This window comes from Arthrobacter sp. 10T44, assembly GCF_056393885.1.
This window is the reverse complement of sequence record NZ_JBFTGT010000008.1, coordinates 45931-72557: the sequence shown is the minus strand read 5'-3', so window position 1 is coordinate 72557 and position 26627 is coordinate 45931. Positions and strand designations below refer to the sequence as shown.

General features: G+C 70.1%; 26 protein-coding genes. 5 read left to right on the top strand and 21 right to left on the bottom strand.

Annotation, left to right across the window (positions count from 1 at the left end; genetic code table 11):
• Positions 1-32: 32 nt before the first annotated feature.
• The 5 genes from AC1DBL_RS13695 to AC1DBL_RS13675 all read right to left on the bottom strand — a co-directional run bounded on the left by AC1DBL_RS13695 (position 33) and on the right by AC1DBL_RS13675 (position 6105).
• On the bottom strand, positions 33-3101 hold the full coding sequence (locus AC1DBL_RS13695; protein WP_476926314.1) for an AAA family ATPase: 3069 nt from the start codon (positions 3099-3101) through the stop codon (positions 33-35).
• A complete protein-coding gene (locus AC1DBL_RS13690) occupies positions 3098-4300 on the bottom strand; it encodes an exonuclease SbcCD subunit D (RefSeq protein WP_476926313.1) in 1203 nt (400 codons plus the stop codon). Before AC1DBL_RS13690 ends, AC1DBL_RS13695 begins: the two co-directional genes overlap by 4 nt.
• A 65-nt stretch (positions 4301-4365) precedes the next feature.
• Positions 4366-5319, bottom strand: a complete 954-nt coding sequence (locus AC1DBL_RS13685; RefSeq protein ID WP_476926312.1) for an MIP/aquaporin family protein — start codon at positions 5317-5319, stop codon at positions 4366-4368.
• A gap of 94 nt (positions 5320-5413) precedes the next feature.
• The gene (locus AC1DBL_RS13680; RefSeq protein WP_476893325.1) at positions 5414-5752 is read right to left on the bottom strand and encodes a DUF202 domain-containing protein; all 339 of its coding nucleotides are present in this window, start codon (positions 5750-5752) and stop codon (positions 5414-5416) included.
• Positions 5749-6105, bottom strand: coding sequence for a YidH family protein (locus tag AC1DBL_RS13675; protein ID WP_441417383.1), 357 nt, complete (start codon positions 6103-6105; stop codon positions 5749-5751). Before AC1DBL_RS13675 ends, AC1DBL_RS13680 begins: the two co-directional genes overlap by 4 nt.
• A 127-nt stretch (positions 6106-6232) precedes the next feature.
• On the opposite strand from AC1DBL_RS13675, the gene AC1DBL_RS13670 reads away from it, so the two are divergent.
• Positions 6233-7378 (top strand): ADP-ribosylglycohydrolase family protein, encoded by a 1146-nt coding sequence (locus AC1DBL_RS13670; protein WP_476926311.1) that lies wholly within the window; start codon positions 6233-6235, stop codon positions 7376-7378.
• Here the strand turns inward: AC1DBL_RS13670 and AC1DBL_RS13665 are convergent.
• Both AC1DBL_RS13665 and AC1DBL_RS13660 read right to left on the bottom strand, forming a co-directional pair.
• Positions 7365-7916 carry a DUF4395 domain-containing protein gene (locus AC1DBL_RS13665; protein ID WP_476908595.1) on the bottom strand — a complete coding sequence of 184 codons (552 nt, stop codon included), beginning with the start codon at positions 7914-7916 and terminating at the stop codon, positions 7365-7367. The two genes, AC1DBL_RS13670 and AC1DBL_RS13665, sit on opposite strands and share 14 nt — an antisense overlap.
• Before the next feature lie 63 nt (positions 7917-7979).
• Positions 7980-8993 (bottom strand): 3'-5' exonuclease, encoded by a 1014-nt coding sequence (locus AC1DBL_RS13660; RefSeq protein WP_441417380.1) that lies wholly within the window; start codon positions 8991-8993, stop codon positions 7980-7982.
• A gap of 67 nt (positions 8994-9060) precedes the next feature.
• On the opposite strand from AC1DBL_RS13660, the gene AC1DBL_RS13655 reads away from it, so the two are divergent.
• Positions 9061-9828 (top strand): VTT domain-containing protein, encoded by a 768-nt coding sequence (locus AC1DBL_RS13655; protein ID WP_476926353.1) that lies wholly within the window; start codon positions 9061-9063, stop codon positions 9826-9828.
• A gap of 118 nt (positions 9829-9946) precedes the next feature.
• Here AC1DBL_RS13655 and rdgB read toward each other — a convergent pair whose 3' ends face one another.
• The 6 genes from rdgB to clpS are packed head-to-tail and all read right to left on the bottom strand — an operon-like array spanning position 9947 to position 14259.
• Positions 9947-10612 carry an RdgB/HAM1 family non-canonical purine NTP pyrophosphatase gene (gene rdgB, locus AC1DBL_RS13650; RefSeq protein ID WP_441417379.1) on the bottom strand — a complete coding sequence of 222 codons (666 nt, stop codon included), beginning with the start codon at positions 10610-10612 and terminating at the stop codon, positions 9947-9949.
• Positions 10609-11367 carry a ribonuclease PH gene (gene rph, locus AC1DBL_RS13645; RefSeq protein ID WP_138768925.1) on the bottom strand — a complete coding sequence of 253 codons (759 nt, stop codon included), beginning with the start codon at positions 11365-11367 and terminating at the stop codon, positions 10609-10611. Before rph ends, rdgB begins: the two co-directional genes overlap by 4 nt.
• A gap of 48 nt (positions 11368-11415) precedes the next feature.
• Complete coding sequence (locus AC1DBL_RS13640; protein ID WP_441417378.1) at positions 11416-12213, bottom strand: MBL fold metallo-hydrolase; 798 nt, start codon at positions 12211-12213, stop codon at positions 11416-11418.
• A complete protein-coding gene (gene murI, locus AC1DBL_RS13635) occupies positions 12210-13295 on the bottom strand; it encodes a glutamate racemase (RefSeq protein WP_441417377.1) in 1086 nt (361 codons plus the stop codon). The genes AC1DBL_RS13640 and murI overlap by 4 nt, the downstream gene beginning before the upstream one ends.
• A gap of 42 nt (positions 13296-13337) precedes the next feature.
• Positions 13338-13898: a DUF2017 domain-containing protein gene (locus tag AC1DBL_RS13630; protein ID WP_441417376.1), complete on the bottom strand. Its 561-nt coding sequence runs from the start codon at positions 13896-13898 to the stop codon at positions 13338-13340.
• Positions 13891-14259: an ATP-dependent Clp protease adapter ClpS gene (clpS, locus tag AC1DBL_RS13625; protein WP_175322893.1), complete on the bottom strand. Its 369-nt coding sequence runs from the start codon at positions 14257-14259 to the stop codon at positions 13891-13893. Before clpS ends, AC1DBL_RS13630 begins: the two co-directional genes overlap by 8 nt.
• 154 nt (positions 14260-14413) lie before the next feature.
• Between clpS and AC1DBL_RS13620 the strand changes: the two genes are divergently transcribed.
• The 3 genes from AC1DBL_RS13620 (at position 14414) to AC1DBL_RS13610 (ending at position 16830) form a co-directional block, all read left to right on the top strand.
• Positions 14414-15742, top strand: coding sequence for a nicotinate phosphoribosyltransferase (locus AC1DBL_RS13620; RefSeq protein ID WP_441417375.1), 1329 nt, complete (start codon positions 14414-14416; stop codon positions 15740-15742).
• A complete protein-coding gene (locus AC1DBL_RS13615; protein ID WP_441417374.1) occupies positions 15743-16402 on the top strand; it encodes an isochorismatase family protein in 660 nt (219 codons plus the stop codon).
• Positions 16403-16482: 80 nt separating this feature from the next.
• Complete coding sequence (locus tag AC1DBL_RS13610; RefSeq protein WP_441417373.1) at positions 16483-16830, top strand: hypothetical protein; 348 nt, start codon at positions 16483-16485, stop codon at positions 16828-16830.
• A gap of 96 nt (positions 16831-16926) precedes the next feature.
• Here the strand turns inward: AC1DBL_RS13610 and AC1DBL_RS13605 are convergent, their stop codons facing one another.
• The 8 genes from AC1DBL_RS13605 to AC1DBL_RS13570 all read right to left on the bottom strand — a co-directional run bounded on the left by AC1DBL_RS13605 (position 16927) and on the right by AC1DBL_RS13570 (position 26507).
• The gene (locus tag AC1DBL_RS13605; RefSeq protein ID WP_441417372.1) at positions 16927-18708 is read right to left on the bottom strand and encodes a DEAD/DEAH box helicase; all 1782 of its coding nucleotides are present in this window, start codon (positions 18706-18708) and stop codon (positions 16927-16929) included.
• A gap of 191 nt (positions 18709-18899) precedes the next feature.
• Positions 18900-19211: a DUF3039 domain-containing protein gene (locus tag AC1DBL_RS13600; RefSeq protein WP_441417371.1), complete on the bottom strand. Its 312-nt coding sequence runs from the start codon at positions 19209-19211 to the stop codon at positions 18900-18902.
• A 71-nt stretch (positions 19212-19282) separates the two neighbouring features.
• Complete coding sequence (gene nagB / locus AC1DBL_RS13595) at positions 19283-20065, bottom strand: glucosamine-6-phosphate deaminase (protein WP_441417370.1); 783 nt, start codon at positions 20063-20065, stop codon at positions 19283-19285.
• Between the two features lie 52 nt (positions 20066-20117).
• Entirely contained in the window at positions 20118-21689 is a 1572-nt protein-coding gene (locus AC1DBL_RS13590; RefSeq protein ID WP_441417369.1) for a transporter, read from the bottom strand.
• Entirely contained in the window at positions 21671-22444 is a 774-nt protein-coding gene (locus AC1DBL_RS13585; protein ID WP_441417368.1) for an ABC transporter ATP-binding protein, read from the bottom strand. The genes AC1DBL_RS13590 and AC1DBL_RS13585 overlap by 19 nt, the downstream gene beginning before the upstream one ends.
• Before the next feature lie 26 nt (positions 22445-22470).
• On the bottom strand, positions 22471-23571 hold the full coding sequence (locus tag AC1DBL_RS13580) for an NADH:flavin oxidoreductase/NADH oxidase (protein WP_441417367.1): 1101 nt from the start codon (positions 23569-23571) through the stop codon (positions 22471-22473).
• A complete protein-coding gene (locus AC1DBL_RS13575; protein WP_441417366.1) occupies positions 23571-24581 on the bottom strand; it encodes a co-chaperone YbbN in 1011 nt (336 codons plus the stop codon). The genes AC1DBL_RS13580 and AC1DBL_RS13575 overlap by 1 nt, the downstream gene beginning before the upstream one ends.
• Before the next feature lie 102 nt (positions 24582-24683).
• The gene (locus AC1DBL_RS13570) at positions 24684-26507 is read right to left on the bottom strand and encodes a DUF8094 domain-containing protein (protein WP_476926310.1); all 1824 of its coding nucleotides are present in this window, start codon (positions 26505-26507) and stop codon (positions 24684-24686) included.
• Positions 26508-26627: the final 120 nt, after the last annotated feature.

The following is a 26627-nucleotide window of genomic DNA, read 5'->3' as shown; positions in this document are numbered from 1 at the left end:
TAACCCTCCGATTGTACCCGAGCCGGCGGGCCTCAGGCCGGGGTGTCGTCGGAGATGTGCAGGGTGGATCCGTTCCGGCCCTTGACCACCTGGAGCTGCGTGGTGATCCGCTGCTTCATTTCCGCGACGTGGCTCACGAGGCCCACAACCCGGCCGCCGTCGCGGAGCCCTTCGAGCGCGTCCATGACCTGTTCGAGGGACTGTTCGTCGAGGCTGCCGAAGCCCTCGTCCACGAAGAGGGTCTCAATGTCCACCCCGCCGGATTCCATTTGCACCACGTCCGCGAGGCCGAGGGCCAGGGCGAGCGACGCCATAAAGGACTCGCCCCCGGAGAGCGTGGCGGTGTCGCGGCGCTGGCCGGTCCACTGGTCCACGACTTCGAGGCCCAGCCCGGATTTTTGCCCGCGGGCTGCCTTGGCGTCGGTGTGTTGCAGGGTGTAGCGGCCGTCGCTCATGCCGATCAGCCGCTCCGAGGCCGCAGCCGCCACCTGTTCCAACCTGGCCGCGAGCACGTAGCTGTTCAGGCTCATCCGGTAGTTGTTGTCTCCGCCGGCGCGGGCCGCCTCGGCCACGGCGGTCCACAGCGCTGCCCGATCCCGGGGCTCCCGGCCGGCAGCCGCGTGCTCCGCATACTCGGCGGAGATCCGGCCCAGGGTCTGCACCGACTTCCCGGCGAGCCCGGAGGCCAGTACAGCCTCCCGGGCCTTGCGTTCCGCCGACGCACACTCGGCCCGGAGCTGGTCGAGAACGGCGCCGTCCACGGGGCCGTCCGCGGCCAGCTCCCGGGCGGCCAAGGCGAGTTCCTCACCGGCAAAGAGTTCCGTAAGCCGGGCGGCTTCGTCCTGCCCGGCACGGACGGCGGCTTCCAACCCGGCCGCATCCGGTGCCGGCAGGAGCACCGAGCGGGCCGCGTCCGCCGACTCGAAGCCGGCGTCCGGGAGGGCCCGCTCAAGCTGGGCACGCGCATCGGTGGTCCGCGCGCGGGCCTGTTCAAGGCTGCCGGCGGCCGCGTCGGCGCGTTCGAGCAGGGCCGTCGTTTCGCGAACGGAGACGAGGCGCTTGCCGAGGCTCGCGTGCCCGGCGCGCAGGCCCGCCAAGGCGGCCTCAAGGCCTTCGACCTGTCCGAGGACCTCGCTGATGGTGGATTCGGTCTGGGCGATCCCGGAAGCGGCCGCCGTCCGGGCCTGTTCCGCGGCCAGGATCTCCTCGTCCAGCTCCGAACGCCGGGCCCGGTTGGCCGCCAGCTCTGCTGCGGCGTGGGTAGCTTCGGCCGACCGCTCTTTCGCCAGTGTGGCCTCTCTGCGGGCCACGTCAGGCTCGGTGTCGCCGCCCTGGGCTGCCAGCACGGCGAGGTCCTGCTGGGCTTCGCCGAGTTCACGCTCCAGCGCCGACAGCACAGCCTCGGCCGCCTCGGCGTCCTCCTGCGCGGTCTTTTCAGCCTCGGCGATGGCCAGCGCGGACGCCGCGGCCGGAGCGGGGGCGGGGTGCTCGGCGCTGCCGCAGACCGGGCACGGCTGGTCCGGGAGCAGCTGGGCCGCGAGTTCCGCGGCGGCATTGGCGAGCCGCTCCTCTCGGAGGTCCAGCCAGCGCTGCCGGCGGTCCTGGTGGCTGTCGCGGGCCACGCGGTGGCGGTCGGTGATCCGTGCGCAGTTTTCTGCGGCGGAAGCGTGGCGGGCGACGATGGCGACCAACTCTTCCGCGGCGGCGGCTTCCTTGGTGCGCAGCTGGACTTCGGCGGCAAGTTCTTCGAGCGGAGCCAGAGCGGCAAGGAGTTCGGCGGATTCGGCGCGCAGGGCGTCGAGGGTTGCGGCGCCGGATCGGCTGGCCGTGTGCAGTCCGTCCAGGGTGAGCTGCAGTTCGGCGCGGCGGCCGATCAGGACGGCAAGACGGTCCTCGTCCGGCAGCCGTTCCTCCAGGACGGCACGGAGGGAGCGCAGCCGGCCGAGCTCGCTCCGCAGCACTGATCCTTCGAGAAGCGGCTCGCCGGCCGGTCCGTCGGAACCCGGAGGCGCGGCAGGCAGCGCGGCCAGCTCCGGGTCGGTGAGCGCCGCGGCCCGCAGTTCCGCAGCCGCGCCGGCGGCGGCCGCGGCCGCGCGTTCCTCGGCCGCCTCGGCACTGTCAACCGCCTGCAGCTGGCCGCCAAGCACTTCGGCTTTCCGGTGCTGTTCCAGTAATGCGGTCTTCTTCCGCAGCTCCGGGGCCGCCGCTTCGGCGGCGGCGCGGCGGCGCTCGGCCGCCGCAAGTTTTGCCTGCCGCGCGGCGCGCGCCGCCGTGCCCTCGAGAAGGGCGGCCAACTCGGCGCCGACCCGCTCGGACTCGACCGCGGCGGCCTGGCGTTCCCCGGCGGCCGAGCCGGCGCTGGCCTCAAGCCAGGCCAGCAGCTGGTCGGCGTCGTCGCGGCCGGGTGCCCCGTCCAGCTCGACGCCCAGGCCCGCGGTTTCCGCTTCGGCCTGGGCCAGCAGCAGTTCGAGCTTGTTGTTGAGGCTTTCCACCTCGGTGCGGGCCGCGGCGGCGCGCCGGCCCAGTTCCTGTTCCACCGCTTCGAAGCGCTGGGTGCCGAAGAGGCTTTGGAGCAGCACCAGCCGGTCGGAGGCCTTGGAGCGCAGGAAGGCAGCGAAGTCGCCCTGGGGCAGCATCACCACCCGGGTGAACTGCTCCCGGTCCATGCCCAGCAGGGCGGTGATTTCCGCACCTGCCTCGTCGTTGCGGCCGGACTTTTCCAGCCACTCGCCGTCGATCCGTTCCCGCAGCAGGGTGTTGGCCTTCTGCTCGGTGAACCCGTTCTTGCCCCGGGCGCTGGGCTTGTTCCAGGCGGGCGTCCGGGAAACTTCGAAGTGCCTGCCCTGGGCGGAGAACTCGCAGGTGACGCGCGGCTCGGCGGCCGGGTCCGCGTGGTCGCTGCGCAGCCGCTTGCCCTCCTGCCGGGCGCCGGGCACGGAGCCGTAGAGGGCAAAGCAGATGGCGTCCAGGACGCTGGTCTTTCCCGCGCCGGTGGCGCCGTTGAGCAGGAAGAGACCGTGCGTGCTGAGCCGGTCGAAGTCGATGTGCTCCGTGCCGGCGAAGGGGCCGAACGCGGAAATTTCCAGGCGGTGGATCCTCACCGGGAAACCCCTTCCAGTCGGACGGCTTCGAGGGCTTCGGCCAGGACTCCGGACTCGGCCTCGTCGGCGGCGCGGCCGCGGACATGTTCCAGGAACCCGCAGCAGATCGAGAGGTCGTCCCCGGCCTGGGCCAGCCGGCTGCTGTAGCTGGTCTTGGCCGAGGCTTCGGCGCCCTCGGGGTCGAAGCCCAGGACGAGGGTGTCGGGAAAACGCGCCCGCAGCCGTTCCATGGCCTGGTTCGGGCGTTGCGCGTCGGTCAGCGTGATCTGGCAGTAGGCGCCCTCGGCCCAGGCGAACGCCTCGTCGGTGAGCAGCTCGTCCAGTTTGCCGCGCAACGTGGCGAGGCGGCGGGGCGCTTCCCACAGGACTTCCGTGACGGCGGTGACGCCGGTGGCGTCGACGTCGATCAGCCAGCCGCCCTTCTGGTGCTTCGCTTCGGAGAACGAGTAGGCCAGCGGTGAGCCCGAATAGCGGACGGCGGACGAGAGTGACTGCCGGCCGTGCAGGTGGCCCAGCGCGGTGTAGCTGAAGCCGTCGAAGAGGTCCAGCGGCACCGCGCCGACCCCGCCGATGCTCAGGTCCCGTTCACTGTCGGAGCTGATGCCGCCGCTGGCGAAGGTGTGGGCGAGCACCACCGAATGGACGGTCCGGGTCTTGGACCGTGCCGCGATGTCGGCGCGGACCAGCCCGGTGGCGGCGCGGGTCACCTCGAAGTGGCTGGCGGTCTCGACGCCCAGCTGCGCGGCGACCAGCCGCGGCTCCAGCCAGGGGATGCCGTAGATCGCCAGCACCGCCGCGTTGTCCTCGTCCGCGCCGGCGCCATTCGCCCCGGCGTCGTTCGAGAGCGGGAGCAGCAGCGGGGTGTCCAGCTCGGCAAGCCGGGTGCGCAGGTGCACTCCCCCGCGTTCGAGCAGGCGGGAGGCAAAGCCGAGCCGGATGGCCGAGTCGTGGTTGCCGCTGGTCAAAACCACCTTCGCCCCGGCGCCGCTGAGCCGCACCAGTGCGTCGTCGAGCAGGCCCACGACGTCGACGCCGGGCAGCGCACGGTCGTACACATCACCCGCGATGAGGACGACGTCGACCGACTCTTCGCGGACGACGCCGACGAGTTGGTCGATAAAGGCGCGCTGGGGGTCAAGCATCCCGACGCCGTGGAACGACCGGCCCAGGTGCCAGTCCGAGGTGTGCAATAACCGCATGCCACTACGCTATCGGCTGCCACCGACACTATTGCGCACCGGCCCGGCGCCAGGGGTGACAGACGTTACAGGGTGCGCTTGTCGAAGAAGTCGCGGGCCTCATCCGCGGACGTCACGGAAGTCGCCGGCGCTGCCGGTACGGCGTCCCCCGCGTCGGCCGCGTTGTTGGGCTCGCCGGGCTCGTCAAGACTGTCGTCGTCGACGTCGGCATACCCGCTGGTCCGCTCCGGGCCGCCGGAAACCGCGCCGGCCCGCACCGAGGTGCTCGCGAACCCCCGGAACACCAGCCCGGCAACCGCGGCGCCGACCAGCGGGGCCACCCAGAAGAGCCACAGCTGGCCCAGGGCGTCCGGGCTGCTGAAGAGCGCGGAAGCCGTGGCACGCGCCGGGTTGAAAGGGGCGTTCCCGATGCTCTGGCCCAGCTGCAGCAGCACGGCCATGCTCAGGCCGACGGCGAAAGGCGCAGCGGCCTTTGCCGGGTTGCGTCCCGCGGTGGTGCCGAGATAGACCGCCACCAGCAGGGCGGCACCGAGCACCTCGAGCAGCAGTACACCGGCCATCGGAGCCTGGATGACCGAGCGGCTGTCAAAACCCGCCGCGACCGTGTCGAAGGCCGTCTGCGTGCCGTTGAGTTTGGGAACCGTGCGCAGCACGCCGAACAGCGTCAGCGCCCCGAGCACGGCGCCCACCAGCTGCGCGCCAAGGTAGGCCGCGGCGTCGAGCGGCCTGATCCGGCCGGCGATCGCGTTGCCCACCGTGACCGCGGGGTTGAAATGGCCGCCGGACAGGTAGCCGAAGGCCAGCATGGCCGCCGTGAGGGCCAGGCCCGCCGCCAGCGAGGCGGACATCGGGTTGTACTGCGGAACGGCGAACAGCGGCACGCCCAGGCCCACCACCACGACGAACAGGGTCCCCAGTGCCTCGGCGGACAGCCGGGCGATGAGGCCCGGCTGTCGGTCATCGGGTACGAGGGCCGGCTGGGCGACGTCCGGCTCGGAGGCGTGCACTGGCTTGGTCATGGCGCGGAAATCCTTTGGCTGGGGGTCATGGTCTGCTTGGAGTCTGCCAGCGGGGGCTGGGTGTTCGCTGGAGCCCCGCCGTGCCGGGCGGCGGCTACGTCCCGAGCGCAATCGCCGCCACCGTACTCGCGGCGAGCGCCAGGACAGCCGCCGTCGCGCTGATCATCAGCGCCGCCGGGGCCGCGTCGGTGGAGCTGCGCAGCTGCCGGGAGCGCACCCGGACGCAGACAAAGAGGACCACCGTGGACCCGAGCGCCGCTGCGGCACACAGGCCGAGGGAGTCGAAGCGGCCGGCGGCCTGGTCCCCCGGGCCGGACAGCGCCCAGGTGCGCCAGATGAACAAATCCGCGACGACGAGGGCCAGCAGCGTCCGGCCCCAGGCCAAAGTCGTGCGTTCCGGCTGCAGCCCGGGGCCCTGCGGCGGTACGGTCACCGTGCGATCAAGATCAGGATGGCGATAGTGAGCGCGGCGATGGCGACGCCGACGGTCATGACCAGCATCAGCCCGGAGTAGGGCAACTCCCGGTTGTTGCGCATCGCGGCTTCCATTCGGCCCCAGCGGTGGTAGGCCAGCGCGGCCAGTCCGGCGCCGAGGACCGCCAGCACGACGCAGATGGCGATGCGCACCGGCCCCGGGGCGATGTTGGGCGCCAGCTGATCGATGGCGAGCGCGCCGGCGATCAGGGCCAGCGAGGTCCGTACCCAGGCCAGGAAGGTTCGCTCGTTGGCCAGCGTAAACCTGTAGTCGGGCGTGCTGCCGGTCTTCCGCCACGCTGGTTCGCGCATCACTCTCCCTTGTCCGTCCTTTGTCCGGGGCCGCGGCCATGACGAACCTGGCACCACCAGCACCCTACCCGTCTCAGCCGGGCGCCGCGTTCCCGTGCGGGCCGGGCACCGGGGTAAATTTGGAGGTATGAGCATTGAGCCCGGCAGCACCCCGGCGGCCGCCCCGGCGCCGTCCCATGAGTCCCGCATCCACGGCTGCCTGCTGGGCGGCGCGCTCGGGGATTCGCTGGGCTACGCCGTCGAATTCGCGAAAATCGACGAGATCCGCGCCACCTACGGCCCGGAAGGACTGCGGGACTTCACCGGGCTCGACGGCGTCAGCCACTTCTCCGACGACACCCAGATGACTCTGTACACGGTGGACGGCCTGCTGGAGGCACTCGAGTGGGCCAACTCGGGCGTGGCGGCGGACACGAATGCCTGCCTCTGGCTTGCCTACCTGCGCTGGCTCGGCAGCCAGGGCGAGGCACTCCCGGACTCCGCCCCCTTCCAGCCGCCGCGCTGGATAGACAGCCACGCTGTGCTCCGGCACCGCCGCGCCCCGGGCAATGCCTGCCTCAGCGGCCTCGCCACCGGGGAAATGGGAACCGTGTACCGGCCGGTCAACCCGGAGTCCAAGGGTTGCGGCACGGTGATGCGCTCGGCGCCGTTCGGACTCATCCCCTACGTCCCGGCGGACGCGGTCTACAAGATGAGTGCGGACGCGGCGTCGCTGACCCACGGGCACCCCGCGGCCCGGCAGAGCGCCGGCGTGTTCAGCCTGCTGATCCATGCGCTGGTCAGCGGCAAGGACCTGCATGAGGCGGCTGGCGCCGCGCTCTCGCAGCTCCAGGACGGCCCGCTGCCGAAGGGTGAGGAGCCCGATCCGGCCCTGGTCGACCGCTTGACGGCGTCCCTGCGCCTGGCCGCGGCGGCAGCGCCCGGGGCCGGAAGCGGAGGTTCCGGGGACCTGCTCGGCGCGGAGGAACTGGTGCGGGAACTGGGCGAAGGCTGGGTTGCCGAGGAGGCACTCGCCGTCGGCGTGTATGCCGTGCTGGCCACCGCACCGGCGACGACGGCGGCGGCCGCCAGCCCCGAGGAGCACTTCCGGGCAGCGATCGCTGTGGCGGTGAACCACAGCGGCGACAGCGATTCGACCGCCTCGATCGCCGGGAACATCCTGGGCGCGCACTACGGCGAGGAATGCCTGCCGGCGGACTGGCTGGCGGCCCTCGAGGCCCCCGACGTCATTCGGGGCATGGCCGCACGGCTGGCGGCGGTTACGGGCGCCTGAGCGAAATGTTGTTGCAGGCTTCGCAGACATCCTCGGGGATGAGTCCGCGGCGCTGCAGCAGCCCGAAGATCGCACAGCCGAGGCAGAAGCCGGCGAAGGCCTCCAGCGAGGCGGCGGCGATCAGGGCCACGAGCAGGACCCAGGCCACCGGCGCCAGGCCCGCGGCGAAAAGGATGGCAGCCGCCGTGGACAGGGCCGCTCCGATGCCCTGGGCGAAGCGCTTCGGTGGCCCGGGAACCAGCCGCTTCTTGCCCAGCAGCGGAGTCAGGACCTTGACCGAGAGCACGCCGAAGGGCGAAATCCGCGGCCCGAACAGCACCCGCAGCCAGAATCCGGCGGCGATGACCGCCAGCCCCCAGCCGGAGCCGGTCAGGAGCGTCACGAGGGACAGCAGCACCACGAGAGCCGCGGTAATCCGCGCGGAGTACTCGTTCACCGGATTGGGGAAGGCAAAGACCTTGGCCCAGTCGATTCCGCCGTGCCGGTCAGCGGCGGGAGCCTCTGCTGCGCGGGCGGGTGAAGAGATCAGTTTGCTCATCGTTCAAGGCTAGGAGCGGACCGATCCCGGGCGAAATGATTGTTGCGCCGTATGACCTAGCGCCTACGTCAGGGAGTGAACGTGGCCGCCCACCATCTGCAGGAACTCCCCCTCCGAGAGCACCTCGATCCGCTGGCCGCGGTCATGCAGTTCCAGGACCCGACGCGCCTTGCCGGTCAGCCGGCCCGAACGCAGGTCGGCCGCGACGAAGCCGTCCCCCACCACCAGCACCGTGGTGCGGGCGGTGACGCGGCTCTCGGGCCGGGCCCCCAGTTCGGCGGAGCGCAGTTTTGCCTCGGGCCGCGGAATCGCGAGTTCTCCGGTGAACACCACGGTCTGTCCGAACAGCGGGTGGTCCGGTTCGGCCCCGGCGTTGGGCACGGGGTTGGCGCCCTCGTCCGGCCAGCCGGGACGGAACGGCCGGGTGGCCGGAGCCGCGCCCTGTCCGGCGGCGAGCGCCTCGAGGGCGGACCTAGTGGCCTTGGAGAGCGGGTCGCGCCGCGGATCGAAGGCAGGCTGGCGGGACACGGCCAGCCCCAGCGAGAGGTACAGTTCCGCGATGCTGGCGGCGCCGTTGCGGGCCGCGATGTCGATCAGGATGCCGGCGCAGGCCCGGGCGTCCTCGGCGGCGTCGTGGTGGTTGAGCAACGGCACGCCGGCCTCCTCCGCGGCGTACGGCAGCGAGTTCGACACCAGCGAGTAGCAGCGCCGGGACAGCATCACGGTGCAGACGTAGTCGTAGGCGGGGCCGGGCAGGCCGGAGACCTCCAGGCCGGAACGGATCACGCCCAGGTCGAAGGCGGCGTTGTGGGCGGCCAGCACGTCGTCGCCAATGAAGGCACCGATCTCGGGAAACAGTTCACCGAAGCGCGGCAGGCCGGCGACCTGCTCGGGCCGGATGCCGTGGATGCGGACGTTGTGGTGGTCGAAGGCGTCGTGGTTCGCGGGCGGCCGCATCAGCCAGGAGGCCTCTTCGACGACGACGCCGCCGCGCACCTTGCTCAGGCCGACGGCGCACGGCGAACCGCGGAAGCCGTTCGCAGTCTCGAAGTCGATCGCTGTAAAGTCCAAACCCACGCTCCAACTTTAGCGCCGGAACCGGCTGCACCCGGTCAAGTACCCTAGATAGGTGAACCCTTACACCCTGCACGACTTCGCCGTGACCACCTTCGGAGGCGCCGGACCGGTCCAGCCGCACCTGGCCTCGTTCCTGCCCGACTGGCTTAACCCCCAGGTTTTCCTGGCCGACCCTGCCCTCGCGCCGTGGGTCGTGGTCCTGGTCTGCGGCATCATCTTCGCCGAAACCGGGCTGCTGATCGGCTTCTTCCTGCCCGGTGACTCGATGTTGTTCACCGCCGGGCTGCTCGTCGCGACGGACACCATCAAGTTCAACATCTGGGCGTTTGCCGCGCTGATCGTCGTTGCCGCGATCATCGGCAACCAGGCCGGTTACCTGATCGGTTCCAAGGCCGGTCCGGCCATCTTCAACAAGCCAGATTCCAAGCTGTTCAAGCGCGAGAACGTCGAGAGCGCCCACGCATTCTTCGAGAAGCACGGCGGCAAGGCGCTCATCCTGGCCCGTTTCGTCCCCATCATCCGGACCTTTGTCCCGGTGATCGTCGGCGTGGCCCAGATGAGCAAGCGCAAGTTCTTCATCTACAACGTGATCGGCGCCGTGCTGTGGGGCGGCGGCGTGACCCTGCTGGGCTACCTGCTGGGCGACAAGGTGCCGTGGGTCCGGGACAACCTGGACATCATCTTCATCGCGATCGTGCTGCTCTCGGTCATCCCGATCGGCATTGAAGTGATCCGTGGCCTCATCGCCAGGCGCCAGGCCGAAAAGTACGGCACCGGGCTGGTCGAGGAATTCATTGAGGAGCACGAGCCCGAGGAAGAGCGCAAGACCCCGTAGCCCCCGGTTCTCCCCGGCCGCTGCGCTCCCCCGCCGCGGCCCAAAAGGATGGCGCCCCACAGTGTGGGGCGCCATCCTTTTACGTTGTCCAGCGCAGACGCTATCCAGCGCAGACACGCTACCGGCCGGCCAGGGCCTCCACGATCGCCGGCAGCAGCGCCCGGAACGCATGGCCGCGGTGGCTGATCGCGTTTTTCTCCGCCGGGCTGAGTTCAGCGCAGCTGCGGTCCAGGCCGCTTGGCTGGAGCACCGGATCGTAGCCGAAGCCGCCCGCCCCGCGCGGTTCCCGCAGCAGCGTGCCTTCCAGCTGGCCGTACTCCACCACTTCGCGCGCTTCCTCGCCGGCCAGGCCAGGCACGGCGAGTGCCGCCGCGCAGACAAAGGCCGCGCCGCGGTATTCGTCAGGCACGTCGGAAAGCTGGTCCAGCAGCAGCTGCAGGTTCGCGGCGTCGTCCCCGTGCCGGCCTGCCCAGCGGGCGGAGAAGATGCCCGGGGCGCCTCCCAGGACGTCGACCGCCAGGCCTGAGTCATCGGCGATCGCGACGAGGCCCGTGGCCTCCGCCACCGCCCGGGCCTTGAGCAGCGAATTCTCCGCGAAGGTCACGCCGGTCTCGACGACGTCGGGGGCACCGACGGCGCCCGCGTCCACCACCTGCGTGTCGACGTCGAGTCCGGGCAGCTGGCCGCGCAGCAGTTCGCGCAGTTCCCGCAGTTTGCCCTGGTTGTGGGTCGCGAGTACCAGGACCGGCGGGTTCGGCTGGTTGCCTGACGGGGCGCCGCTCACGGGGCCTCGGCCAGGGTTTCGCGCTGGATGGCGGCGAGCTGCTCCGTGCCGAGCAGGGCCAGGTCCAGCAGCTTGTTGAGCTCGTCGCGGTCGAATGGCGCGCCCTCGGCGGTGCCTTGGACCTCGACGAACTTGCCCGATCCCGTGACCACGACGTTCATGTCGGTCTCGGCGCGGACATCCTCCACGTACGGCAGGTCCAGCATCGGCACGCCGTCGATGATGCCCACCGAGACGGCCGCGATGGTGTCCACCAGCGGCTGGGCGTTGCGGGCGATCAGCTTGTTCTCGCGTGCATAGCGGATGGCTTCGGCGAGGGCGACGTATGCGCCGGTGATGGCGGCCGTGCGGGTGCCGCCGTCCGCCTGCAGGACATCGCAGTCCAGCACGATGGTGTTTTCGCCGAGGGCCTTGGTGTCGATGATGGAGCGCAGCGAGCGGCCGATCAGGCGGGAAATCTCGTGCGTGCGGCCGCCGATCTTGCCCTTGACGGACTCGCGGGCGGAGCGGGTGTTGGTGGCCCGCGGCAGCATGGCGTATTCGGCGGTGACCCAGCCGCGGCCCTCGCCCTTGAGCCAGCGCGGCACGCCCTCGGTCAGCGACGCCGTGCAGAGCACCCGGGTGTTGCCGAACTCGATCAGGGCGGAACCTTCGGCCTGCTTGGACCAGCCACGGGTGATGCTGATCGGGCGGAGCTGGTCGGGCGTGCGGCCATCGGCGCGGATGACGGGGGCAGTAAGGGCTTCGGAAGTCATGCCTTCCAGCATATCGACTTGGCGGTGCGCGCCGCCCACGGCGTCAGTTCAGACGGTGTAGTGCACGCCCGCGACGGCGACGGCCACGTGCTGGCCGAAGACCTCCTTGGCCTCCGCCATCACCTTTGTCGGGGAGGTCCAGACCGGGATGTGGGTCAGCAGTAGCCTGCGCGCCCCGGCAGCCACGGCCGCTTCGCCGGCTCGCTTGCCGGTCAGGTGCACATCCTTGATGCCGTCGTCGCGGCCTTCCTCGAACGCTGCCTCACAGAGGAACAGGTCCGCGTCCCGGGCCGCGTCCTCGAGGCCGCCGCAGGAGTCGGTGTCCCCCGAGTAGCCCAGCACCCGGGTAACCGGGGTGCCGTCCTTGTCCGGTTCGGTGACCTCCACCCGCAGGGCGTAGGCCTCCTCGACCGGGTGGTTCACCGCGAACGGGGTCACGGTGAACGGGCCCATGGTCACGGGCTTGCGCTCGGACCAGTTGCTGAAGTCGAACTCCTCGTGCATGCCCGGGTCCAGATCCAGGCCGTAGGCCGTGGCCATCCGGTCCGCAGTGGCGGCGGGCCCCCAGACGGGGATCCGGCCGCGTCCCCAGCCGCCCGGCTTCCAGCGAACCGCGACGTGCAGCCCGCACAGGTCCATGCAGTGGTCCGGGTGCAGGTGCGTCAGGAAGATCCCGTCGATGTCCTCAAGGTCGGTGTACCGCTGGATGGCGCCAAGTGCTCCGCTGCCCAGGTCCAGCACAATCTTCCAGCTCCGCTCGCCGTCGTGCGCGGTCAGCAGGTAGCACGACGCCGGCGAGCCGGGTCCGGGAAAGGACCCGGTGCAGCCCACGATGGTCAGCTTCACAGGCCGGACCTCCGGAGGCCGGTCAGCGGCGGCGCGTCGGAGGCGACAAAATCGGTGGAGACGAAGTTGGAGATCCGCGGCCGGCCGGCGCCGGCCTGCGCGGCGGCGATCATTTCCGGGGTGATCCGGGCGAGGCTGCCGGTGGGGTACTGCGCGGCCACGTGGTCCACGTGGCGGACGCTGAGGACCTCGGGGCCGAGGAAACGGCGGGCGAGGTGCTCGAACTGCGCGGCGTCGCCGGTGGCGATGAAGTTGTACTCCGGGGCGGTCGTGCCGGTGCGCTCGAGGCCGCGCGAAGCGAGCGCACGGTACACGTCTTTGGCGGTTTCTTCCGCGCTGGAGACGAGCGTGACGTCCTCACCGAGGACGAAGGAGATCACACCGGTAAGCAGCGGGTAGTGGGTGCAGCCCAGCACCACGGTGTCCACGCCTGCCGCCGTGAGCGGGGCCAGGTATTCGCGGGCGACGGCGAGCAGTTCCGGCCCGGTGGTGATGCCGGCCTCCACGTAGGAGACGAAGGCCGGGCAGGCCACCGAGGTGATGTCCAGGTCCGGTGCTGCCGCAAAGGTGTCCTCGTAGGCGCGGGAGCCCACCGTGGCCGAGGTGCCGATCACGCCGATCCGGCCGTTGCGGGTGGCCGCGACCGCACGACGGACGGCCGGCTGGATCACTTCGATCACCGGGATCCCGTAGCGGGCGGTGTACCGTTCTCGCGCGTCGCGGAGCACGGCGGCGGACGCCGAGTTGCAGGCGATGGTGAGCAGCTTGACGCCGGAATCGACCAGTTCGTCCATCACGCCGAGCGCATTGGCGCGGACCTCGGCGATGGGCAGCGGACCGTACGGCCCGTGGGCGGTGTCACCGACGTACAGGATGGATTCGTTGGGCAGCTGGTCGATGATGGACCGTGCCACCGTGAGGCCGCCGACGCCGGAATCGAAGACGCCGATCGGGCGCTCCCCCGGCCGGGCATCCCCGGTGCTGCCCGCTGCGGTCTCCGCCGCAGCTTCCGCTGCCGGATCCGTGCTCGATGCTGAAGTCATGATTATTCGAGGATAGGGCTTTGCCATAGGCGCGGCCATCACATTGTGTCGAGCGACTCGTGTCTAATGGGTCACACGGGCCTAGGCTTCGAGCGAGGCCAGCATCGCCTGGACCAGGGACTCCTGCAGCCAGGTAGTGAAGTTGTAGACCAGGGCCAGGTAGCTTTCGACGTCCTCAGCCTGCGACCAGTCCTGCATCCGGTGGACGTGCTCGGCGTCAGCGTCGTCCCGGATGTCGAGCCGCTCGGCGAGCACCAGCCGGACGTCGTTGAGCGCGGTGGACCAGTGCCGGGCGTCCGCGGGCGTCAGCACCAGCTCGTCCTTGTCCAGGCCAAGGGCTGCAGCCTTCAACGCGCCGATCTTGCTCTCCCGCAGCGAACGCTCGGTGTACCGGCGGAACTCCAGGGAGGCCTTGTCATCGTCCTTCATGACATTGGGCAGCAGCCGGCGCAGGGCGCGGTCCGACGGCTCGCGGGCTTCTGTGTCCAGCCCGACGAGCGCCGCCAGCGGATCCTGGTTGGCCCGTTCCTCCGGCTCCAGCATGGAAACGACGTCGTCGAAAAGACTGCGCAGCAGGTCCCGCTCGGCCGGCTCCAGGTAGCCCGTGATGCCCTTGAGTCCGTACTTGAACGCCTTAGCCACGTTTTCCCTTGCCCTTGCCTGATCCGTTGCCGCCGTGGCCGCTGCTGGCCTTCTCCACGGTGGCCCACAGGCCGTAGCCGTGCATCGCCACCGCGTGCTGCTCGACCTGCTCCTTGCTGCCGTGCGCCACGATGGAGCGGCCCTTTTTATGGACCTCCAGCATGAGTTTGTTGGCCTTCGCCTCGGAATAGCCGAAGTAGCTGCGGAAGACGTAGCTCACGTAGCTCATCAGGTTTACCGGATCATTCCAGATCACGAGGTTCCAAGGGATGTCCGGGGCGGTCAGGACGTCGGTCGACGACGCCGTTCCGGTCTGGGTGCTCTCCTGGGTGTCAGGGCCGAGCGCAACACTGAGGGTCATCTGTCCATTCTATGGGGAGGCTGGGCCCACACCGGCGAGGGCCCCGCGGCGAAGCGAAGCGAGACGTGGGAGCCGGTGGCTGGGCCCACACCGGCGAGGGCCCCGCGGCGAAGCGAAGCGAGACGTGGGAGCCGGTGGGGACTAGAGTGAATTTGTGAGCACCTCAGCTGGCTGGGACCATCCCCGCACGTCCCTGTACACCGACCACTACGAGCTGACCATGCTGCAGGCCGCCCTGCATTCCGGCGCCGCCCACCGCAAGTCGGTGTTCGAAGCCTTCGCGCGGCGACTGCCGGACGGCCGGCGCTACGGGATCGTGGCGGGCACCGGCCGGCTGCTGGAGGGGATCGCGGACTTCCGCTTCGGCGACGCCGAGATCGACTTCCTGCGCCGGACCAAGGTGGTCAACGAGGAAACCCTGGAGTACCTGGCCAATTTCTCCTTCTCGGGCGACATCTGGGGCTACGCCGAGGGCGAAGCATATTTCCCCAACTCCCCCATTCTGATCGTCGAATCCACCTTCGCCGAGGCCTGCATCCTCGAAACGTACATCCTCTCGATCCTCAACCACGACAGCGCCATCGCGTCCGCGGCCTCCCGCATGATCACGGCCGCTGGCACCCGGCCCTGCGTCGAAATGGGCTCCCGCCGGACGCAGGAGGAATCCGCCGTCGCGGCCGCACGCGCCGCCGTGATCGCCGGCTTCGACAGCACCTCAAACCTCGAGGCCGGCCGGCGCTACGGGATCAAGACGGTGGGCACCGCCGCCCACTCCTTCACCCTGCTGCACGACACCGAGCGCGAGGCTTTTGAGGCGCAGATCGCCTCGATGGGTGCCGGCACCGCGCTGCTCGTGGACACCTACGACGTCGAAGCGGCCGTCCGGACCGCCGTCGAACTGGCCGGCGACAAGCTGGGCGCGGTCCGGCTGGATTCCGGCGACCTCGTGGCGCAGGCGCAGTGGGTCCGGCAGCTGCTCGACCAGCTGGGCAACGAGAACACCCGGATCATCGTCACCTCGGACCTCGACGAATTCGCCATTGCCGCACTCCAGTCCGCCCCGGTGGACTCCTACGGCGTCGGCACCTCGCTGGTGACCGGCTCCGGCGCTCCGACGGCGAGCATGGTCTACAAGCTGGTCAGCCGCACCGACGACTCCGGCGCGTTCGTTCCGGTAGCCAAGGCGGCCAAGAACAAGACCAGCAAGGGCGGGCGCAAATACGCGCTGCGCAGGCTCAACGAGCGCGGCACCGCCAGCCAGGAAATCGTCGGCATCGGGCACCACCCGGACGACGACGGCAACGACCGGCAGCTGTTGCAGCAGTTCATCAAGAACGGCGAGCTGCTGCCCGGCTGGACCGGGCCCGAGGGCGTCGTTCGGGCGCGGCAGCGCCACGCCGACAGCATGAAGGAGCTCCCGGCCGTGGTCAACCGGCTCCAGCGCGGCGAAGCAGCCATCCCCACCATCTACGAGGAGGACTGAATGTCACGTGCCTTGATCATCGTTGACGTGCAGAACGATTTCTGCGAGGGCGGGGCGCTCCCGGTCGAGGGCGGAGCGGCCCTGGCGGCCGAGATCAGCGAATACGTCGACGCCCACCACGGGCAGTTCGACCACGTCGTGGCCACCCAGGACTGGCACATCGAGCCGGGCGCGCACTTCTCGGAGCAGCCCGACTTTGTCGACAGCTGGCCGCCGCACTGTGTCGCGGGCACCCGCGGCGCGGAGCTGCACCCGGACCTGGACACCGAATACATCCAGGCCTACTTCCGCAAGGGACAGTTCACCGCGGCCTACTCGGGCTTCGAGGGGCTGCTGGCCCCGGACGACGCCGTCCCCACCGGCGACCGTGCGCCCGGTTCGCTGCCGATGGGCGGCGCCGTCGACGCCGGTGCCGCAGCCGGCAGTGATCTCGCCGCTGGCGAGGATGCCATCGGCCTGGACGACTGGCTGCAGAGCCACGACGTCGAGGAAGTGGTGGTCGTGGGCATCGCCACCGACCACTGTGTGAAGGCCACCGCCCTGGACGCCGTCCAGGCCGGCTACTCCGTCACCGTGCCGCGCGGGCTCACGGTGGGGATCGCCGAGGATCTCGACGACGCCTTCGCCGAGATGGAGTTCGGCGGCGTCGACATCGCCTGAGCTCGTCGCCGCCTCGAGCCGCACAGTAGACTCGAAATCCTTGCCAGTAACGTCGGACCCGTAAATTCCCGGAGTACACCATGAAGAAGACCCTGACCGTCCTGATCGCTGCCGGTACCCTGCTCGGTGCAGCCGCCTGCACTGCCACCCCGCAGATGACCAGTGAGGAAACCTGCGCCCGCATCAAGACCATCACCTCGTCGCCGACGTCCAGTTCGGACAAGTTCGGTATGACGCGGCTGGCCAACCAGATCCGGCCCATCGAGGCGAAGGCCTCCGAGGAGCTGCAGGCCCCGCTGCAGTCGATCCTGGACTACCTGGATGAGGCCGCGAAGAAGGACACCGACTCGGCCAAGCTTGAGGAGCTGAAGGCCGAGTACACCGCGGCCGGCCAGAAATTCTCCCAGACCTGCGGCGCCGCCCAGTAAGGCAGGGCCAGCGGCATTAAAAGGGACCGGTTACCCCGGTCCCTTTTTTGTGGCGTGTTTTGCCCTGCGGGCCGGCGCGGCCGCAGCTTCCGGCGGCTACTTCCGGCCGATGAACCAGTCCTGAAGCTTCCGTAGCCGCGTCTGCAGCTGCTCTTCGTTGGCCTGGGCGACGGCCGGGCCGCCGCACACGGTCCGGAGCTTGGTGTGGATGACGCCGTGCGGGGTTCCGGTCCGGGCGGACCAGGCCGCGACGTTCTTGGCCAGCTCGGTGCGCAGGTCCATCAGCATTCGGTGGTCCGGCACGGCCGGCACGGCCTCGGCGGCGGCTTGGGGTGCCCGCTTGTTCTTGCGGTTGAGCTGTTCGTGCTGGCGCTGGCGCAGCAGGGTACCGACCTGTTCGGCGTCGAGCAGGCCGGGAATGCCGAGGAAGTCCAGCTCGTCCTCCGAGCCCACCTCGCCGCCGGTCCCGAACTCGCCGCCGTCGAACAGCACGCGGTCGAAGGAGGCCTGCGAGTCGAGCGCCTCGAACTTGCCCTTCATCAGGGTGTCGGAGGCTTTCTCCTCGCGGTTCGCCTCGTCCATCAGCGAGTCCTCGGGATTGAACAGCCCGTCGGCGTCTTCCTTCTCCGGCCGGTCCAGGGCATGGTCGCGCTCGGCTTCCATGGAGTTCGCCAGCGCCATCAGCTGCGGCACGGAGGGCAGGAACACCGACGCCGTCTCGCCGCGCTTGCGGGCACGCACGAAGCGGCCCACGGCCTGGGCGAAGAACAATGGGGTCGACGTAGAGGTCGCGTAGACGCCGACGGAAAGCCGCGGGACGTCCACGCCTTCGGAGACCATACGGACCGCAACCATCCAACGCTTGTCGCCGGCGGAGAACTCCTCGATCTTGCTGGAGGCCTTCGCGTCGTCGGAGAGGATGACGGTGGGTGATTCGCCGGTGATTTTCTTCAACTGGCCGGCGTAGGCCCGCGCGTCGTCGTGGTCGGTGGCAATCACCAGGCCGCCGGCGTCGGGCACGGTGCGCCGCACCTCGCTGAGGCGCTTGTCCGCCCCGGCCAGCACGGCCGGGATCCATTCGCCGGCCGGGTTCAATGCCGTCCGCCAGGCCTGGGACGTGATGTCTTTGGTGACCGCGGCTTCGCCCAGGGAGGCGGCCATCTCGTCCCCGGCGCTGGTCCGCCAGCGCATCTGGCCGGAGTAGGCCATGAACATCACCGGGCGGACCACATGGTCGCGGAGGGCCTTGCCGTAGCCGTAGGTGTAGTCGGCCTTGGAGCGGCGGATGCCGTCGCGGTCCTCGGCGTACTCGACAAACGGGATCGGCGAGGTGTCCGAACGGAACGGGGTACCCGTCAGGGACAGGCGCCGGGCCGCGGGATCGAAGGCCTCGCGCAGGCCGTCACCCCAGGACAGCGCTTCGCCGCCGTGGTGGATTTCGTCGAGGATCACCAGCGTGCGCGCCGCCTCGGTCTTGGCCCGGTGCAGCATCGGCTTGCTGGCCACCTGGGCGTAGGTGACCGCGACGCCGATGAAGCCGCGGCCGTGCTGGCCGTCAGCGTTCTTGAAGTTCGGGTCGATCGCGATGCCGACCTTCGCGGCAGCGTCGGCCCACTGGCGCTTGAGGTGGTCTGTCGGGGCCACAATCGTCACCCGGTTCACCACGCCGGCCTCGATCAGCATCGAGGCCACGCGCAAAGCGAACGTGGTCTTGCCGGCTCCGGGGGTGGCGACCGCCAGGAAGTCCTTGGGGTGGCCGCCGAAGTAGCTGTCCAGTGCTTCCTGCTGCCAGGCGCGCAGCTTCGGGGCGGTACCCCACGCGGCCCGCTCGGGATACGCGGGCGGCAGCACGGGTCCGCCAAAGAGTGTCTCTGTCACTTAGGAGTCCTCCCCTCCGCGCACGTCAGCCGGTTCCGGAGAAACCCAATTAAGCACAAAAACACCAATCTTTTTCGGATGAACCGGACAGCAGGAACGCGGCGGATCCCGCAGCGCGGGGCGGCAGCGCCGGCACGGCGCCGGCAGCCCCAACGGACCCAGCCCGCTGCGGGTGGCCTAATTCGATGGCCCTATTTCCCGGAGTCTCCGCCGTCGCCGCCCGGGCGGAGGCCCTCGTAGACCTCTTTGCACTCCGGGCAGACCGGGAACTTCTTCGGATCCCGGCCCGGCGTCCACACCTTGCCGCAAAGGGCTATGACGGGTTCGCCCGACAGCGCGGATTCCATGATCTTTTCCTTGCGCACGTAGTGCGAGAAGCGCTCCCGGTCGCCCGGCTCCACTTCCTGGCGCAGTTCCTCGCGCTCAATCGTAGCCGTCGACGTCCCGGCTCCGGAGAGCTCACGCATCGGGTCGTTTTCGAGGGGATCCGTCATGCTGGTCATGACATCCATCTTAGCCGCTGGTACGGACGGAATCTCGACGGCGGATTCCGGCGTGGGACGGATTGCCGTCGTTACAGGCCCTGCCAGCGCGGCTTGCCGTCGAAGCTGTGCCGGTAGTAATCGGCGAGTCGGAGCGAGGAGGCCGCCGCCTCGTCCAGGAGGACGGAGACGTGGGGATGCAACTGCAGGACCGACGCCGGGCAGATGGCGGCCACCGGTCCCTCGGCGAAGTCGCGGACGGCCTGTGCCTTCTGCGCGCCGGTGGCGAGGAGGATCACATGCCGGGCGTCCAGGATGGTCCCGAGGCCCTGGGTGAGGACGTGGTGCGGCACCTCAGCCAGGCTCCCGAAAAAGCGGGCGTTGTCCCGCCGCGTCTGCTCGACCAGGGTTTTGATCCGGGTCCGGGACGCGAGCGAGGACCCCGGTTCGTTAAAGCCGATGTGGCCGTCCGTGCCCACCCCGAGGAGCTGGAGGTCCACTCCCCCGGCGGCCCTGATCGCGTCCTCGTACGTCCGGCAGGCCGCGGGAATGTCGCCGGCCTCCCCCTCGGGTCCGCGGACGTTGTCCGGGCTGATGTTCACGCGGCCGGTGAATTCGCGCCGGATGACTTCGCGGTAGGACTCGGGGTGCCCCGCCGGGAGCCCGACGTACTCGTCCAGGATGAAGGCCCGGGCACGGCTGAAGTCGAGGCCGCCGCGCTCATGCCGCTGTGCGAGCTCCTCGTACACCGGCAGCGGCGACGATCCGGTGGCCAGGCCCAGGACGGCGTCGGGCTTGCGCCGCAGCAGGGCCTCGATCGCGTCGGCGGCGAGCGCGGCAATCGGCCTGCTGCCGGCAAGGATCACGACTTCCATGACGGCAGGCTATCCCACTCCGGCCCGCACGGGCCCGGGCCGTCAGACCCGGTCAGCGGTTGACGGCCAGCTGCGCCAGCAGTTCCGGGGTGCGCGAATCAAACCATTTGCCGCCCAGCCGCACCCCGGCGATGAACAGCGCGAAGCCCAGCACCGGGCCGAGGAGCAGGCAGATCCAGCCCGGCACGGCGCTGCCGCCCGCGAGCTGCAGCGCCACCAGCGCCAGCTCCGGGCTCACCAGCAGCAGCAGCACCGCCATGCCGCCGAACTGCACGGCAAGGGTCTGTGCCACGTTGCCCGGCGGCTTCTTGAACGGGCTGTCGCCGGGCAGCGGCACGGGCACGGTGTAGCGCGCCGAGACCACGGAGGACAGACCCAGCCCGGTGAACAGCACCCCCAGGGCCAGGCCCAGGATGCCGGGCAACAGCGACCAGTCGCCGGTGAAGAACATCGGCAGGACGCTGAAGGCCAACACGACGGGCAAAGCGAAGACCAGGCACGCCACGGCCCTTCCGAGTCTGTCGTGCAGGCCGCGCACGCCGGCCGAGACGTGCAGGGCAAAGGCCGTGCTGTCGTAGGAGACATCCGAGGCGATGGACCAGGCGAGCAGGAAGGCGGTCAGCGGACCGACGAACAGCAGGATCCCGTAGAACCCTGTCTGGCTGGCCTGGAAGAAAAGCAGCACCGGCAGCAGCGGCACCACCACCAGGGCGCCGGCGTAGCGTGGATCGCGCAGCCAGTAGCTCAGCGAGCGCGCAACAATGGCCCCCGTGGGGGTGGCCGGAACCAGGGCGAACAGCCCCAGCCCTGATGCTTTCTTTTTGGCGGTCCCGGCGTAGGGCGGTGTGACGAGCGCGCGCTGCAGCAGGAACTTCCAGCACAAGGCAAGGGCCGCCAGGGTGGCGGCGGCGATGAGCAGCTTGAGCGCGGCCGGACCAAAGTGGCCGGCGGCAAGCTCTCCACCGAGGGCCCAGGCTGCCCCGGCGGGCGTCCATTCGAGGACCCGCGCCAGCTCAGTCACAAACTCGGCGTTGCCGGCGATTCCGCGGGCGACGCCGGCCACAATTGGCCCCATCAACACCAACGGGATCAGGAACGCCACCGCGCTGACGTCCTTGAAGCGCCGGGAACTGGCCAGGCTCACCGTGCCGGCAGTGACCACCTTGGAGAGCACGACGCACGTGAGCACGCCGAGGACCGCGCCGGCCAGGGCACCGGCCGCGGCCAGGAAGCCACGGGACCAGGTGCCCACGGTGGCCAGCGCCACGAGCGTCGTCGCCGCCCCCGGAATGCCGATCAGCCCGGCCAGCGCCAGTCCTGCCAGCAGTTGCGGCATCGGCACGGCAAAGGTCGTGAACCTGGCCGGGTCCAGCGTCATGTCCGCGGCGGACGCCACAATCGGAATGACCGCCCAGCCCAGGACCGCGGCGGCGCCGCCCAGCACCACCACCGTCTGCGCCGTCGCGACGTCGGCCTGGCGCAGGAGCAACAGCCCGGCGACGCCGAGCCCCACAATGCCCAGGGCGTACAGCGCCCCGATGCCCAGGCCCACCAACTGCCAGGGGCTGCGCCGGAGGCTGTTGCGCAGCAGGGTGAGCTTGAGCCTCAGAAGGTGCGCAACCATTCCAGCCCTTCCGTATGGCTGCGGCCGCCCACCAGCTGGACAAAGCGGTCCTCAAGCGACTCGCCCGCGCGCACCTCGTCCACGCTGCCGGCGGCCAGCACCCGGCCGGCGGCCACGACGGCGACGTGGTCGCACATCCGCTGCACGAGGTCCATGACGTGGCTGGAAACGATCACCGTGCCCCCGGACGCGACGTAGCGGTCCAGGATGTCACGGATGTTGGCGGCGGAGACCGGGTCCACCGATTCGAACGGCTCGTCCAGCACCAGCAGCCGGGGCGCGTGGATCAGCGCCGAGGCGAGGGCGATCTTCTTGGTCATGCCGGCGGAGTAGTCCACCACCAGCGTGCCGGCGTCCTGGCTGAGGTCCAGTGCGGCGAGCAGCTCCGCCACCCGCGACGCCACCACCTCCCGGTCCATGCCGCGCAACAGGCCCGCGTAGGTCACCAGCTGCTCGCCGGTCAGCCGGTCGAAGAGCCGGACCCCGTCCGGCAGCACCCCCATCAGCTTCTTGGCCTCCAACGGGTGCTGCCAGACATCCACCCCGTGGACCAGTGCGGTGCCGAAATCCGGCCGCAGCAGCCCGGTGGCCATCGACAGCGTTGTGGTCTTGCCGGCGCCGTTGGGGCCGACGATCCCGTAAAAGGAGCCGGCCGGGACGTCGAGGCTGATGCCGTCGACGGCGATCTTGGTGCCGAAGCGTTTGGCCAGCCCGCGCAGGGCCAGCGCCGGGACGTGCGGTTGTTCGAAAGTCATGACGTTAGACTAACCGCCGCGGCCGCCTAAAACGTGTGCCGCGGGATGGCCCGTTCGTACTGCGGCGGCCAAGCCAGCTCGTGGCCCAGTTCGAAGGCGGCACGCAGCCACCAGTGCGGGTCCCGCAGCGCGGCACGGGCGATGAACACGCCATCGGCCTGCCCCGTGGCGACGGCGTGCTCGGCCTGTCCTGCCGAGGTCAGCAGCCCCACAGTCCCGGTCCGGACACCGGCTTCGCGCCGGATCCGGGCGCTGAATCCGGTCTGGTAGCCGGGGCCGACCGGGATCGACTGGTGCGCCACGGCCCCACCGCTGGAGACGTCCACGAGGTCCACCCCGTGTTCGCCGGCTGCGCGGGCCAACCGCACCGAGGCTTCGGCGTCGATGCCGCCGTCGGCCCAGTCGGAGGCGGAGATCCGCAGCAGCAGCGGCATCGAGTCCGGGATGACGTCCCGGACGGCGTCGATCACTGCCAGGGTCAACCGATTGCGCCCGGTCTCGTCCCCGCCCCAGCTGTCGGTCCGGTCGTTGACCAGCGGGCTCTGGAACTGGTGCAGCAGGTAGCCGTGGGCGCCGTGGATCTCGATCGTGTCGAAGCCGGCGCCGACAGCCCGGACGGCGGCGGCGGTGAAGTCGGCGATCACGCCGTCGATCTCTTGCTCTGTCATGGCCGACGGCGGGGCGTAGCCGTCGAAGGCGCCGGTGCCCGGGCCCAGGGTGTTCCAGCCGCCTTCGGAGGCGGGCACGGTGCCGGATTTGCCGGAGAACGGCCAGTAGGAGGAGGCCTTGCGCCCGGCGTGCGCCAGCTGGGTCCCGATCTTGGCGTTCGCGGACCCGTGGCGGTGCACGAAGGAGACGATCCGCTCCCATGCCTCGGCCTGGGCGTCGTTGTAGAGCCCGGCGTCCCGGGGGCTGATCCGCCCGGCCGCGTTAACGGCGGCCGCCTCGGTCAGGATGAGGGCGGCTCCGCCGGTGGCGAAGGAGCCGAGGTGCATCAGGTGCCAGTCGTTGGGCACGCCTTCGCCGGTGTCGGGTTCGCAGCTGTACTGGCACATCGGCGAGACCCAGCCGCGGTGCTCCAGCCGCAGCGAGCGCAGCTCCAGCGGGGTAAACAGCGCGGAGCCCACTAGAACAGCACCCGCGCGAGGTTCTGCCGGGCCTTGGCGACGCGGTCATCGGATGTTCCCACCACGTCGAAAAGCTCCAGCAGGCGCACCCGGGCGGTTTCCCGTTCAGGGCCGAAGTTCCGGCCGATGAACGTCACGATCCGGCCCAGGCCGTCCTCGACGTGGCCGCCGGCAATGTCCAGGTCGGCGACGGCGAGCTGGGCCTCCAGGCTGTCCGGCTCCTGGGCGGCACGGCCGCGGAGTGCGTCCGTTTCCGCGGCGGACAGTGCCTGCAGGCGGCCCATTAGCTCGACCTGCGCCAGGCCGGCCTTGGCCTCAGCGTCGGCGGGCATCTCGGTCAGCGCCTGCCGGTAAGCCGCGGCAGCGCCGGCGTAGTCGCCGGCCTCGATGGCGTCGAACGCCTTCTGGTGCAGCGGCGGCAGCGGCGGAGCCTCGGGCTCGGCGGCCCCGGGTCCGCCGGCTCCGATCCGGCCGGTCACGCCGTTGGCCCCCGCAACCTTGAGGAGTTCGTCAAAGAGGCTGCGCACCTGCTGCTCCTCGGCGCCGCCCTGGAACAGCGGCACGGGCTGGCCCTTGACCAGCGCGACGGCGGTCGGAACAGCCTGCACCTGGAACGCCTGCGCGAGCTGCGGGAAGGCTTCAATGTCGGCGGCGCCGAGGACCAGCCGGCCCTCGTAGCTTTCGACGATCTGCTCCAGCACATCCACGAGCTGCGCGGACCCGGGCGAGTAGCTGGCCCACAGCGCAATCACCACCGGAACCTGGGCGGACAGGTCCACGAGCTCCTGGAAGTTGGCCTCGGTGACGTCCACGCGCAGCGGCGTACCGGTGGAACCGCCCCCGGGTTCACCGGGGGCCGTGCCGGCAGCCCCCGGGGCCGGCGGCCGGCCCGCCCCGGCGCCCGCCGGCGGCGCGGGGCGCTGCTTCAGCGAGGAGAGGTCGACGGCGCCCCGCAGATTGAGCGGGTTGGCTGCAGCTGGAGGGACCGGGCGGGAAGCTGGCGAAGTCATAGCTCCACTCTATCCACTACGCCCCACGCAGCAACGACCGGGCCGCGATTGCGGCCCGGTCGTTGCGGTGTGGCTCCGGCCGGGGTGCCGGCCGGACAGTGGCTACTTGATTTTTGCCCCGACCAGGCCGCGGGTGGCGGCAACCAGTTTCATCGGATCCTTGGAGCCGGTCGGCGGGACGTAGACGGCCACGGCTTCGGCGAAGCTCAGGACCATACCCGTGCTCGTCTCCTTGCCTCCGGCCAGGGCCGCGGCGTCGTTACCGATCGTCAGCTTGTCGCCGGAGTTCTTCGGCGTCCCGTCGAAGGCGAAGTCCAGCCGGCCCAGGACCAGGGCGCCGCCGTCGGCAGTGCGGAACACCACGGTGTCCTCAGGAACAACCTTGTGGCTGAAGCTGAACTTGCCGTTCGTGCCCGACTTCACCACGTCCTTCTGGTACGCCAGGGTGTCAGCAATGTACGGCGAGGACTGCCCCTCGGTGAGCTTGTCCTTGAAGCTGGAGTCAGCCTTGGTCAGCCGGTCGGCCAGCCCGGACAGCGCCTCCTGGCCGCTGTACAGCAGCCCGGACTTGTCCGAGGCCGCCAGGGTTTCGGTGCCCCCGCGGTTGATACCCGGGAAGGTGGTGCCCGGCTGCAGCGGGGTAGCCCCGACCAGCTTGTAGTTCTCCCGCGGGGAGGCCTGCACGAGGGTCAGCAGCTGCGGGACCACGTTGCCGTCGCCCTGCGTCACCGCCATGACGGACCTCGGCCAGTCGCGCTTGTTGCTGACCACTGTGGTGAGGAGCTTCGTGGCGCGCACCGGCATCCGGGGCTCGTAGCTCCCCACCTTGGAACGGATCTTGTAGTTCTGCTTGCGCACCTCAAGCTCGGTCGCCCCTACCCGGGGCGTGAGCTTGGCGGCGTCCTTGGCCGCGTCGCCGGCGTCGACGGCGCTGGCGACCTGCTCAAGGATGCGCCGGAACTGCGCGTCCAGCAGGACCGGAGCATCGGCATCCTGGCCTGCAGCCGAGGGCGAGGAACTGCTCGGCGAGGGCGAGGGAGCCTGGCTGGCCTGCGCCGCGACGCCCGTGCCCGCTACCGCGGCGGCGGTCAGCAACGCTACCGCAACGCCGGAGCGGCGGCGGAAGGCTGACGGGGCAACAACGCGTTCAACACTGCTGTCGCGGGCCGGGGCGGCGCCCGTGGCACCGCCGGCGTCCGTGGCAGCGACGTTTGCCTTGGCCTTGGCCCGCGCGCGCTGTGCAAACAAGCTGCCCTTCGGAGTGCCCCCGCCGGAGCCGCCGGCTGCACCGCCGTCGCCGGCGTTGCCCTTGTTGTCCCGCGCCGGCTTGATCAGCAGCAAGGCAGCGCCGGCCAGGATCAGCAGGCCGCCCAGGACCATGAACGGAGCGGCCCAGGGAGTGGACGTGTCGTTCGGGAACGTCATCGAAATCGACGAGGGGGCGGGCTTGGAGCCGTCCGAGGCGAGCAGCAGCGCCCAGTCCCCGTCCGCCGGCGCCGTCCAGGAGTAGTCCAGCTCGCCATTGGCGTTCTCCGTCGTGACCCACAGGTCGGAGCCTGCCGGGGACGGCGCCTTGGCGTCGCCGTCGGCGTGGTCAAGCTTCAGCGACTTGCCGTCGTCCGAGACACCGGAAACGGTGTTGTGGGCGGTCTTCCCAACCCACGCATCGACGTCGTCCGGCCGGCCGGCGGCGAGGATGAAGTTGCCCTCCCCCTTGACGTGGATCTTCACCGTGCCGCCGTGCAGGGTTCGCAGTTTCTCGTCGAAGACGGTCAATGGAGCGGCGGTGCCGCCGGTGGGTGCGGTGGCGGTGACGGTCTCGGCCGGAGCCCAAACCGTCTTCTGGCCGATTCCGGCCAGCAGTGTCAGGAGGCCGAGCAGCACAAGTGCGACTGCAGTCTTGAAACGCAAAATATTACCTATCATCAGCGGACACGTAGCTTTAAGAGTAACCGTTTTGTTACCTGAGAGTCAGATCGGGGTCTTTGTCAAGCCCCTCAGCGGCCTCATCAGGCGCTGCTGGCCCGCCAGTTCGCAAGGCTGCTG